General features: G+C 69.4%; 9 protein-coding genes. 4 read left to right on the top strand and 5 right to left on the bottom strand.

Features of this window, described 5'->3' with window-relative positions; genetic code table 11:
- Nucleotides 1-123: 123 nt before the first annotated feature.
- A complete protein-coding gene (gene uvrA, locus FSW06_RS03605) occupies nt 124-2,970 on the bottom strand; it encodes an excinuclease ABC subunit UvrA (RefSeq protein ID WP_010122119.1) in 2,847 nt (948 codons plus the stop codon).
- A 117-nt stretch (nt 2,971-3,087) separates the two neighbouring features.
- On the opposite strand from uvrA, the gene FSW06_RS03610 reads away from it, so the two are divergent.
- Both FSW06_RS03610 and FSW06_RS03615 read left to right on the top strand, forming a co-directional pair.
- Entirely contained in the window at nt 3,088-3,798 is a 711-nt protein-coding gene (locus FSW06_RS03610) for an MBL fold metallo-hydrolase (RefSeq protein ID WP_010122120.1), read from the top strand.
- On the top strand, nt 3,777-6,116 hold the full coding sequence (locus FSW06_RS03615; RefSeq protein ID WP_029450137.1) for a HelD family protein: 2,340 nt from the start codon (nt 3,777-3,779) through the stop codon (nt 6,114-6,116). Before FSW06_RS03610 ends, FSW06_RS03615 begins: the two co-directional genes overlap by 22 nt.
- Here FSW06_RS03615 and FSW06_RS03620 read toward each other — a convergent pair.
- The gene (locus FSW06_RS03620; protein WP_139024580.1) at nt 6,113-7,456 is read right to left on the bottom strand and encodes an HNH endonuclease signature motif containing protein; all 1,344 of its coding nucleotides are present in this window, start codon (nt 7,454-7,456) and stop codon (nt 6,113-6,115) included. The two genes, FSW06_RS03615 and FSW06_RS03620, sit on opposite strands and share 4 nt — an antisense overlap.
- A 161-nt stretch (nt 7,457-7,617) precedes the next feature.
- Between FSW06_RS03620 and FSW06_RS03625 the strand changes: the two genes are divergently transcribed.
- Together FSW06_RS03625 and FSW06_RS03630 are read left to right on the top strand one after the other, a co-directional pair.
- Entirely contained in the window at nt 7,618-8,319 is a 702-nt protein-coding gene (locus tag FSW06_RS03625; RefSeq protein WP_083827113.1) for a MerR family DNA-binding transcriptional regulator, read from the top strand.
- Nucleotides 8,320-8,417: 98 nt separating this feature from the next.
- On the top strand, nt 8,418-8,912 hold the full coding sequence (locus FSW06_RS03630; protein ID WP_139024581.1) for a hypothetical protein: 495 nt from the start codon (nt 8,418-8,420) through the stop codon (nt 8,910-8,912).
- On the opposite strand, the gene FSW06_RS03635 is transcribed toward FSW06_RS03630, so the two are convergent.
- From FSW06_RS03635 to coaE, 3 genes are read right to left on the bottom strand one after another with little or no spacing between them, the layout of a single operon-like run.
- Nucleotides 8,890-9,324, bottom strand: a complete 435-nt coding sequence (locus FSW06_RS03635) for a universal stress protein (RefSeq protein WP_010122129.1) — start codon at nt 9,322-9,324, stop codon at nt 8,890-8,892. The genes FSW06_RS03630 and FSW06_RS03635 overlap by 23 nt on opposite strands.
- 17 nt (nt 9,325-9,341) lie before the next feature.
- Nucleotides 9,342-11,465 carry an excinuclease ABC subunit UvrB gene (gene uvrB, locus FSW06_RS03640; protein ID WP_010122130.1) on the bottom strand — a complete coding sequence of 708 codons (2,124 nt, stop codon included), beginning with the start codon at nt 11,463-11,465 and terminating at the stop codon, nt 9,342-9,344.
- A 10-nt stretch (nt 11,466-11,475) separates the two neighbouring features.
- Nucleotides 11,476-12,072 carry a dephospho-CoA kinase gene (gene coaE, locus FSW06_RS03645; RefSeq protein ID WP_010122131.1) on the bottom strand — a complete coding sequence of 199 codons (597 nt, stop codon included), beginning with the start codon at nt 12,070-12,072 and terminating at the stop codon, nt 11,476-11,478.
- Nucleotides 12,073-12,082: the final 10 nt, after the last annotated feature.

Genomic DNA, 12,082 nt, shown 5'->3' on the forward strand with positions numbered 1-12,082 from the left:
GACCCGAGCCCGGTCGTCACCGACGGTCTCAGGTGGGAGATGCTCCACTTGCAGCCCGTCACGGATGACGGGCGGTAGTGGGTCCGATGGTAGCACCAGCCAGACCCGGCGGCAAAACGACGGTCAGAGCAGCTCCCGCAGGTACTGACCGGTGAAGGACTCCCCCACCTCGGCCACCTGCTCGGGCGTCCCCTCGGCGACCACCGTGCCGCCGCCGCTGCCGCCCTCCGGACCCATGTCGATGATCCAGTCCGCGGCCTTGATGACATCGAGGTTGTGCTCGATGACCAGGACGGTGTTGCCCTTGTCGACGAGCCCCTGGATGACGAGCATGAGCTTGCGGATGTCCTCGAAGTGCAGGCCGGTGGTCGGCTCGTCGAGGATGTAGATGGTCCGGCCGTTCGACCGCTTCTGCAGCTCACTGGCCAGTTTCACCCGCTGTGCCTCACCGCCGGACAGTGTGGTCGCGGCCTGCCCCAGGCGGACGTACCCGAGACCGACGTCGACGAGCGTGTCGAGGTACCGGGAGATCGAGGTCACCGGCGCGAAGAACTCCGCGGCCTCACTGATCGGCATGTCGAGGACCTCGGAGATGCTCTTCCCCTTGTAGAGGACCTCGAGGGTCTCCCGGTTGTACCGGGCGCCGTGGCAGACCTCGCAGGGGACGTAGACGTCCGGCAGGAAGTTCATCTCGATCTTCAGGGTGCCGTCACCGTGGCAGGCCTCGCAGCGTCCGCCCTTGACGTTGAAGCTGAACCGGCCCGCCTTGTAGCCGCGGACCTTGGCCTCGGTCGTCTCGGCGAAGAGGTTGCGGATCTTGTCGAAGACGCCCGTGTACGTCGCCGGGTTCGACCGCGGGGTGCGGCCGATGGGGCTCTGGTCGACGCGCACCAGTTTGTCGAGCTGGTCGAGGCCGGTCACCTTCCGGTGGTGGCCCGGCACCAGGCGGGCACCGTTGAGGTCGTTGGCGAGGACGGTGGCGAGGATCCCGTTCACCAGGCTCGACTTGCCCGAGCCGGAGACGCCGGTGATACAGGTCAGCACGCCGAGCGGGAAGGAGACGTCGACGTTCTTCAGGTTGTTCTCCGTCGCGCCGTGGACGGTGACCGTCCGCCCCGGGTCGACGGGGCGGCGGTGGTCGGGGACGGCCAGGACGCGGCGTCCGGACAGGTACTGCCCGGTGATGGACTCCTCACAGTCCTCGATGCCGGCCGGTTCGCCCTGGTAGACGACGTGCCCGCCGTATTCGCCGGCGCGGGGCCCGATGTCCACCAGCCAGTCGGCGGTGCGGATGGTCTCCTCGTCGTGCTCGACGACGATGAGGGTGTTGCCGAGGTCCCGCAGGTGCTTGAGCGTGGCGATGAGCCGGGTGTTGTCGCGCTGGTGCAGCCCGATCGACGGCTCGTCGAGGACGTAGAGCACCCCGGCGAGCCCGGAGCCGATCTGCGTCGCCAGGCGGATGCGCTGCGCCTCGCCGCCGGACAGCGTGCCGGCGGCCCGGGCGAGGGTGAGGTAGTTCAGCCCGACGTCGACGAGGAAGCGCAGCCGCGCCTGGATCTCCTTGAGGACCCGCCCGGCGATCATCTCGTCACGGCTGTTGAGGGTGAGGTTGTCGAGGAAGGTGCTCGCCTCGTCGATGGCCATGGCGGAGACGTCGGCGATGGACTTCTCCCCCTCCGCCGAGGCGATGGTCACCTGGAGGATCTCGGGACGCAGCCGGGTGCCGTGGCAGTCCGGGCACGGCACCTCGCGCATGTAGCCGAGGAAGCGTTCCTTCTGGTTCTCACTCTCCGCCTGGTCGATCTTGCGGTGCAGGTAGGGCATCACGCCCTCGAACGGCGCCGCGTACTGCCGGGACCGCCCGTAGCGGTTCCGGTAGCGCACCGTGATCTCCTCCGGGTGCCCGTGCAGCACCGCCTTGCGCTGCGCCTTCGTCAGCGCCGACCAGTGCACCCGCGGATCCACCCCGAGGTTCTCCGCCAGCGCGGAGAGCAGCTTCTCGAAGTACCGGTGGTTCGGGCTGGACTTCCAGGGGGCGACGGCGCTGGTCAGCGGAGCGTCCTCGTCGGGGATGAGGAGCTGCTCGTCGACCTCCAGGCGGGTACCGAGACCGTCGCAGGTCGGACAGGCGCCGTAGGGGCTGTTGAAGGAGAAGCTCCGCGGCTCGAGCTCGTCGATGGCCAGCGGGTGGCCGTTGGGGCAGGCCATGTTCTCGGAGAACCGGCGGACGCGCTGCGGATCGTCGTCGGGCAGGCCGACGACGTCGATGACCACCCGGCCGTCGGCGAGCCGCAGGGCGGTCTCCACCGAGTCCGTCAGCCGCTGCTTCTGCGACGGCTTGACCTGGAGCCGGTCGACGACCACGTCGATGTCGTGCTTGACCTGCTTCTCCAGTTGCGGCGGGTCGGTGAGCCGGTGCAGCTCCCCGTCGACGAGCACCCGGGCGTAGCCCTCGGCGGCGAGGTCCTCGAAGAGGTCGACGAACTCCCCCTTGCGGGTACGCACGACGGGGGCGAGGACCTGGAACTTCAGGCCCTCGTCCATCTCGAGGACCTGGTCGACGATCTGCTGCGGGGTCTGCCGTTCGATCCGTTCGCCGCACACCGGGCAGTGCGCCACACCGGTGCGGGCGAACAGCAGGCGCAGGTAGTCGTGGATCTCGGTGATGGTGCCGACGGTGGACCGGGGGTTCCGGTTCGTCGACTTCTGGTCGATGGAGACCGCCGGGGACAGGCCCTCGATGAGGTCGACGTCGGGCTTGTCCATCTGGCCCAGGAACTGCCGGGCATAGGACGACAGGGACTCGACGTACCGTCGCTGCCCCTCGGCGAAGATCGTGTCGAAGGCCAGCGAGGACTTCCCTGACCCGGACAGGCCGGTGAAGACGATCATCCGGTCGCGCGGCAGGTCGATGTCGACCCCCTGCAGGTTGTGCTCGCGTGCGCCCCGCACCGTGAGAATCTCTGCCACCTGTGTCTCCTGACTCGCTCGTGGTAACGGCCCTCCAGTCTACGTCATCGCGCGACGATCAGTCGAACGGATAGTCGAGAACCGTCGCTGTCCGCCGGCCGCGCTAGGGTTGACGCCATGACTTCCACACCGATCACCGACGACCCCGGCACCGCCGGGACCTTCGGCCATCTCGCAGGACCCCGCGAGACCCGGCTGATCACCACCACCCTGCCCGACGGCACACCGCTGCGCATCGCGAAGACGACGGTCGGGCCGATGGACAACAACGCCTACTTCCTCTGCGCGGGACAGGACGCCCTGCTCATCGACGCGGCGGCCGACGCCGACCACCTGCTGGCCGTGGCCCGGGAACTCGGCGTCCGGATCACCGACGTGCTGACGACCCACCGTCACGACGACCACGTCCAGGCACTGCCCGCGGTCCTCGCGGCGACCGGTGCCCGCCACCACGCCTCCGCGCCCGACGCCCCGGCACTGCCCGCCGCCGTGGACAGCACCTGGTGCGGCACCGCGGAGTCCGAGACGCTCGTCCCCGCCTCCGACGCGGTCGCCGGTCTCGGCCTGACCGTCACCCTGCTGCGCGGCCACACCCCCGGCGGGCTGGCCGTCAGCCTTCCCGGGCACGTCTTCACCGGTGACAGCCTGTTCCCCGGCGGCGTGGGGAAGACGGACTCGGCCGCGGACTTCGCCCGGCTGCTCGGCGACGTCACCGACCGGATCTTCACCCTGCCGGACGCCACCGCCGTCCACCCCGGCCACGGCGACGACACCACGCTCGGCGCCGAGCGTCCGCACCTCGAGGAATGGAAGGCCCGCGGGTGGTAGAGACCGTCACCGCGCAGATCGCCGACGAACAGGCCCGGCTCGACGACCTGCTGACGATGGTGGACGCCGTCCGCCACCGCCTCGAGACCCGGGCCCGCGCCGTCCAGCGCCACCGCGCCGACGTCGACCAGCCGCAGGCCCTGCTGGAACGCGACCGGGAGACCTACGAACTCGAGCAGCGCCTGACCGAGTACTCGGCGGCGGAGATCGGACTGTTCTTCGGCCGGATCGACGTCGAGGACGACGACCCGGAGAACCCGGTCCCCGACGACGGCCCCGGGGGCGACGGCGCGGTCCTCGACCGCCGGTACATCGGCCGGATCGGCCTGCACACCCCCGACGACGAGATGCGGACACTGCTCATGGACTGGCGGGCGCCGATGGCCCGCCCGTTCTACCTCGCCACGACCCTCCACCCGGAGGGCGTGCACGTGCGGCGCCACATCCGTACCCGCGGCCGGCGGGTCACCGACGTCGCCGACGAGCGGTTGTCCGGCGACGCGGACTACACCGCGGGCGCCGACGGTGGTGAGGGCTCGGTCGCACAGGAGGGCGCACTGCTCTATGCGGTGAACCGTGCCCGGTCCCGGCACATGAGCGACATCGTCGACACAATCGTCGCCGAACAGGACCGGATCATCCGGGAGGAGCACCGCGGGGTGACCGTGGTCCAGGGCGGTCCGGGCACCGGGAAGACCGCGGTGGCCCTGCACCGCACCGCCTACCTGCTGTACACGTGGCGGGAGCAGCTGGCGAAGACCGGTGTGCTCATCATCGGCCCCAACCGGCGGTTCCTCGACTACATCTCGCAGGTGCTGCCCAGCCTCGGTGAGACCGGTGTGGTGCTCGCGACGCCCGGCACCCTGCTGCCCGGGGTCACCACCCGGCCGATCGGCGCCGAGAGCCTCGTCGCCCAGGAGGTCAAGGGGTCCCTGGAGATGCTGGAGATCCTCGCCAATGCGGTGAAGGACCACCAGACCGTGCCGGAAGAACCCGTGGAGTTCCTCATCGACGGGGTGACGCTGGAACTGACCCCCGCGATGGTGCGTGCCGCCAGGACCCGGGCCCGGCGCTCCCGCCGGCCGCACAACCAGGCCCGCGACCGGTTCCTCTCCCACGCCCTCGACCTGCTGGCCGAGGCACTGGCCACCTCGATCGGCACCGATCCGTTGGGCGGGGAGAACCTGCTGTCGGCCGCGGACCGTGTCCAGCTGCGCGACGACCTCGCCGAGGAGTCCGCCGTCACCACCGCGCTCGACGGGTTCTGGCCGGAACTGACGGCCGAAGAGGTGCTGGCGGGGCTCTACGGGTCGCGGTCCGCGGTGGATTCCGCCGCCGGCGACTACGACGACCTCACCCGGGACGCCCTGCTGCGCACCGACGGGACGGTCAGGCCGGACGACTGGACCGAGGTGGACGCCCCGCTGCTCGATGAACTCGCCGAGCTGCTCGGCATCGTCGGGATCGAGGAGGCGGAGGACGACGAGCGTCGGAAGTGGCAGGCGAAGGTCGAGGAGGCGCAGGAGGCCCTCGACATCCTCACCGGGTCCGCCGCCCAGGACCTCGATGACGGGACGGACGCCGAGATCCTCATGGCCTACGACGTCATCGACGCCGAGCAGCTGGCCGAGCGTCAGCGCGTCCGGACGTCCCTGTCGACCGCCGAGCGGGCCGCCGCGGACCGGACGTGGGCCTTCGGACACGTCATCGTCGATGAGGCTCAGGAACTGTCGGCCATGGCGTGGCGGATGGTCTTCCGCCGGTCGCCGAACCGGTGGATGACACTGGTCGGCGATCCGGCACAGACCGGCAGCCCGGCCGGTGTCGAGGACTGGACCACCGCGCTCTCCCCGTTCGTCAGGGACCGGTGGAAGCTCCACGAGCTCACGGTGAACTACCGGACCCCGGCCGACATCTCCGCCATCGCCGACCGGATCCTCGCCCGGATCGACCCGGCCCAGCAGACCCCGTCGTGCCTGCGGGAGACGGGCACCGGTGTCCGGGAGTTCCCGCTGGCGGATCTGCGCCGTGCCGTCACCGAGGCCGCCGGGCGGGCCGGTGAGGGACTCGTCGGGGTCATCGGTGTCCCCGACCGTCTCGCCGCGGTCGCCGGGATCACCGACGACCTCGCTGCCGACATCGTCGTCTCCGACGTCACCGGCGCGAAGGGACTCGAATTCGACGAGGTGGTCCTCATCGAGCCCGCGGAGATCGCCGCCGCCTCCCCGCAGGGCCTCAACGACACCTATGTCGCCGTCACCCGCGCGACCCAGGGTCTGACGCTGGTCCACGACCGCAGCCTGCCCTGGGAGGACTAGAAGGGGCACTCCTCCCGGTCGCGGGCCTGTTCCGCCGCAGCCCTGGTCTCCGCGAGTCGTTCCAGGCGGGCGGCATTGTGCTCGGCCCGGGTGGCGACCCGGCGCTGCAGCCGGCGGTCGAAGGTGAGCACCGCGTCCGCCAGTGGGCCGGTCGGGACGGTCACCACGGTGTGGCCGTCGTCGATGCTGGTCCACCAGCAGGTCCCGTCCGGGTTGAGGGTGGCATTCCACAGGCCCCTGGTCTTCATCGCGTGGCAGCCGGGGCACAGGGACTGCATCGCCCAGGTCGCGGTCTTCCCGCCCCGGCCGGCGTCCTGCAGGTCCTCGTCCCAGCGCTCGACATGGTCGTACTGTGCGGTGGCCGCCGGCCGGTCGCAGCCGGGGAACCGGCAGGTCCCGTCCCGGCCGGCGAGCGTGGCGCGCTGCCCCTCGGAGGCGGTGTAGCTGCCGGTCTCACTGTGGCCGGGCACGCACAGCTCGGTGACCCGGGCCATCCACCGGTCGGTGGCGACCTGTGACAGCCAGGTGTTCTCCAGGTGCATCTCGCCGCTGTCGAGGTTGCGGTAGCAGTTCAACGTCACCGAGACGTCTCCGGCGGTGCCGAGGACCAGTTCGGTGAGCGCGGCGGCACGGCTGGTGCCGCGGACGGCCGCGACCGCGTCAACGACGCGCAGCACCCCGGTCGCCTCGTCCACCGGGAGGTCGACGTGGAGGACCGTCCGCTCGGGGCTGCGGGTGTCGACGGAGAACTCGAGCTGGTGCGCCGGCTCCCGCGGTGGCGACGTGGTCTCGTCGGGGTCCGGTGGGCGGGCCGAGGGCTGGTGGCGTCCGACAAGTTCGGTGACCTGACGGCGCAGGGTGTACACGCCGGGGACCGCCTGGTTCGGCACGGTCGGGGTGAGCAGTGCGGCCAGGTCCTCCTCCACCGCCTCCCGGTGTTCGTCATCGACGGCACAGGTCGCGTCCGCCAGGACGCGCAGATGGTCGAAGGAGAAGGCGCCGCACGCCAGGACCTCATGGACCGCCGGCATGGTGACGAGCATGGTCCCGATGTCGCAGTAGGTCAGTGCCCTGCCGCGGGAGACACCGAGGTCCGCCGCCAGGACGCGCGCCTGCCGGGCCACCTCCGTCTCCGGTTCCGGTGCGGCCACCAACGCGATGTCCAGATCGGCACGGTTGATCCGCACCTTCGCCTGCGACAGCAGACTGCGCTGCAGAATGTCCCAGCGGGGTTCGGCCCGCCGGGCCGCACACTGTGCTCGGTAGCGCTCCTGTTCCCCCTCCGGCAGCAGGGAGATGACCCGCTCCTCGAGTCGTATCTCCCGCCCGGTGTCTGTCATGTAGTCGGTGTCCACTGCCCCGGCCCTCCCCGGTCGTGTCAGATGTTATTGGAACCCATACTACCGCACTTCAGTTCGATCGACAAGGGGTTCGATAAATCTTTTCCGGTACATCCCCGGTGACTTGACCTTGTCACACTGACAACGTGCAGGATGACAGCATGAGAATCAGCGACGCCGCCGCAGTTGCCGGTTGTTCACCCCGGATGATCCGGTACTATCACCGCACCGGAGCCCTCCCTGAGCCACCCCGGAGCTCCAACGGATACCGGGACTACCGTCTCGACGACATCGCCCGTCTCATCCGCCTGACGACCATAACCCGGGCCGGTGTCCCCGCCTCCGCAGCCGATGCCGACCTGCAGGAGGCGCTCACCGCCGTCGAGACCCGTATCGACCAGCTCCGCCTGCAACGCCAGACTCTCCTCGACATGCTCGCGGGCGACCGCCGCATCCCTCCCGATGTCGTCGCTCTGTTCGACAGCACTCTCCGGTGGTTCAGACCGCACGGGCACTCCGGACACCTCACACAGGAGCGCGCCGCACTCCAGCTGATGGTGGATACCGGTATGACCACCCCGGAGACCTGGCGCCTGCTACGCCGGACACTGCCGGACCTGCAACGCCGGAGGCTGACCGCCGACGGCTACAGGGCCTGGGATGAACTGGGGACCCTGCGACCAGGTGCCCCAGCGGTCTCCTCCCTCGTGGAACGGTGCAGCCACGCTGCCCGGCACGGCATCACCGCCGGGCTCACCGACACCCTCATCCCGGGCGACCTCCCTCTCACACCCGCCGACCACCCGACAGAAGGAGCACAGCGACAGGCTCTCGAAGCAATCCTGGCCGAGGTGACACCGTGAATTTCCTGCTCCGACATCCGGGCTTCCGACTCCTGGTCGGGGAAATCCATCTCTGGCAGGATCTCGCACGCCTGGTCACCGGACGCCGTGTGGTTCCCGTGAACGCCACAGTTCTGACCGCCACCAGCGGTCTCTGGTTTCTGCCGGTCGTGCTGACCGCCGTGACCGCGGTCGAAGTAGCCGCGGTCGAGCTGTTGGTCCGGTCGCTGCCGGTCCGGATAACCGTCACCGTGATATCGGCGTACTCCCTGCTTCTGCTCTGGGCGTTCTTCGGTCGACGGCTGGTCTACCCGCACTATATCGACGCGACGTCACTGGTGATCCGGCAGGGCCGCACTCCCCTGCTCACCATTCCCCGGGATGACATACGGGAGTTCCTCCGGCACCGTACCCATCGTGCGGAGCGCGCAGCCGTGGTTGACGACGCCCTCGTCATCGGCAACGGCACCGGAACGAACATGAAGGTCGTCCTGTCGGGCGCGGTACCGGTGACCGACCCTGACCGCTGGCCGTGGCAGTCACGCAGGACACTGCACGTCGAGGCGCTGCTGCTGTGGGTCGACGACCCGGCTACACCGTGTGGACGATCATGACGTCGCAGTCCGACTGCCGGGCGACATCCGCCGGCACCGAGCCGAGCAGCCGGCCGGTCAGCGAGTTGATGCCCCGGTTCCCCACCACCAGCAGCTCGGCGCCCGTATCCGTGACGATGCCCATGAGCGCCTCCACCGGCGACCCCGACTTCACGGCCGTCGACACGTCCGTGCAGCCGAGCTCGCGGGCCGCGGCGACCGCGGCGTCGAGGTTCTGCTGCGCCGGGAAATCCCCCACCACCGTGTTCGAGTCCATCCGCACGGCCTGCACCGCGGCGTCCTCGTCGGCGTAGTACGCACAGCCGATGACCAGGTGCGCGTCGAACGCGACCGCCATCGCCGCGGCCCGCTTCACCGCCAGTACCGAAGAATCCGAACCGTCGGTCCCGACAACGATGGTGCTGTAAGTCATGGCCCCAGGATACCCCATCACAGACCGGCCTCGACCATGCCGCGCAGCTCCTTCTTCAGGTCCGCGATCTCGTCGCGGAGCCGTCCGGCGAGCTCGAACTTGAGCTCCCGGGCGGCGTCCTGCATCTGCGTGGTGAGGTCGGCGATGAGCTTCTCCAGCTCCGGACGCGCCATCGAGCCGGTCTCCCGGCCGGGGGCCGCAACCTCGGCGTCCGCCCCGATGCCGGACGCCGCCTCGCCGGGCACCGGCTTCCCCTCCTCCGCCCGGTTCTCGTAGACCTGGTCGAGGATGTCGGCGATCTTCTTGCGCAGCGGCTGCGGATCGATGCCGTGCTCGGTGTTGTAGGCGATCTGCTTCGTGCGGCGCCGCTCCGTCTCGTCGATGGCGTACTGCATCGACTCGGTGACCTTGTCCGCGTACATGATCACCTCGCCGGACACGTTGCGGGCGGCACGGCCGATCGTCTGCACCAGGGACCGCTGCGACCGCAGGAACCCCTCCTTGTCCGCGTCGAGGATCGCGACGAGGGAGACCTCCGGCAGGTCGAGACCCTCGCGCAGCAGGTTGATGCCCACCAGCACGTCGAACTCCCCCAGCCGGAGCTGGCGCAGCAGTTCGACGCGCTTGAGCGTGTCGATGTCGGAGTGCATGTAGCGGACCTTCACCCCGTGTTCCAGCAGGTAGTCGGTGAGATCCTCCGCCATCCGCTTGGTCAGCGTCGTGACAAGGACCCGTTCCTGCTTGTCCACCCGCTGCCGGATCTGTTCGATGAGGTCGTCGATCTGCCCGTCGGTCGGCCGGACCTCGATCTTCGGGTCGACCAGACCGGTCGGACGGATGACCTGCTCGACGAACTCGCCGCCGGCCGCCGCGATCTCGTAGTCGCCCGGGGTGGCGGACATGTAGACGCACTGCCCCTTGCGGTCGTCGAACTCCTCCCAGGTCAGCGGCCGGTTGTCGAGGGCGCTGGGCAGCCGGAAGCCGAAGTCGACGAGGTTGCGCTTGCGTGACATGTCGCCCTCGAACATGCCGCCGATCTGCGGGACCGTGACGTGGGACTCGTCGATGATGGTGAGGTAGTCGTCCGGGAAGTAGTCGATGAGCGTGGCGGGGGCGGACCCCGGTTCGCGCTGGTCAATGTGGCGCGAGTAGTTCTCGATGCCGGAGCAGTACCCGACCTGCTGGATCATCTCCAGGTCGTACTCGGTGCGCATCCGCAGCCGCTGCGCCTCCAGGAGTTTGCCCCGGTTCTCCAGCTCGGCGACCCGGTCCTCGAGCTCGGCGCGGATGTCCTCCATCGCCTTCTCCATCCGCTCCGGGCCGGCGACATAGTGGGTCGCCGGGAAGATGCGGATCTCGGAGACCTCGTTGACGACGTCCCCGGTCAGCGGGTGGATGTAGTAGAGACTGTCGATCTCGTCGCCGAAGAACTCGACGCGCACCGCCAGCTCCTCGTAGGCGGGGATGATGTCGACGATGTCGCCCTTGACGCGGAACGCACCCCGGGTGAAGGAGATGTCGTTGCGGTCGTACTGGATGTCGACGAGGAGGCGGAGGAACTGGTCGCGGTCGACCTCCTCGCCGACCTTGAGCACCACCGACCGGTCCAGGTAGGACTGCGGGGTGCCCAGGCCGTAGATGCAGGAGACCGAGGAGACGACCACGACATCGCGGCGGGACAGCAGGTTCGAGGTCGCCGAGTGGCGCAGCCGCTCCACGTCGTCGTTGATCGAGGAGTCCTTCTCGATGTAGGTGTCCGTCTGCGCGATGTACGCCTCGGGCTGGTAGTAGTCGTAGTAGCTGACGAAGTACTCGACGGCGTTGTTCGGCAGCAGGGTGCGCAGCTCATTGGCCAGCTGAGCCGCCAGGGTCTTGTTCGGGGCCATGACGAGGGTAGGCCGCTGCTGCTTCTCGATGAGCCATGCCGCGGTGGCGGACTTGCCGGTACCGGTCGCACCCATGAGCACGATGTCGCGTTCCCCGCGATTGAGCCGCTTGTCGAGTTCGGCGATGGCGGTGGGCTGGTCGCCGGCGGGTTCGTAGTCGCTGACGACCTCGAACGGTTTGTCGGTACGCTCGACCTCACCGACCGGCCGGAACTCGGACTCGGAGAGGACGGGATGCTCTGCTGCGAAAGCCATGCCGCCCAGTCTAGGACTGTCCCGGCAGCCCCGCCCAGAACGCGTCGACCTGTGCGAGGAGGTCCTCCCGGGTGCCGGAATTGTCGAGGACCGTGTCCGCCGCCGCCAGCCGGGTCTCCCGGTCGATCTGGGCGTCGATCCGGCGCCGGGCGTCGGCCTCGTCGAGGCCGCGCTGGTCGACCAGCCGGCGGATCCGGAGTTCGTCGGGGGCGTCCACCACCAGGACGGTCTGGACCTTGTCCGTCTCCCTGTTCTCGATGAGCAGCGGCATGTCGTAGACCAGGTACCGCACGCCGGCCTCGGCGGCCTCCCGGAACTGCCGGACGGTCCGCTCCCGGATCCGGGGATGGGTGATCGCGTTGAGCTTCGCGGTGCCCTCGGGGCTGCTGAAGGCCTGCCGGGCGAGCTCCGCCCGGTCCAGGGTGCCGTCGGCCTTCAGGACGCCGTCGAAGGTCTCCCCCAGTTCGGCGAGCGCCGGCTCGCCGGGTTCCACGACCTCCCGGGAGATGAGGTCGGCGTCCACCACCGTGGCGCCGAGTTCGGCGAGGCGGGCGGAGACGGTCGATTTACCGGAGCCGATGCCCCCGGTCAGTCCGATGATGTACATGCCGGCCAGG

It is taken from the genome of Corynebacterium nuruki S6-4 (assembly GCF_007970465.1).
GTDB classification, from domain to species: domain Bacteria; phylum Actinomycetota; class Actinomycetes; order Mycobacteriales; family Mycobacteriaceae; genus Corynebacterium; species Corynebacterium nuruki.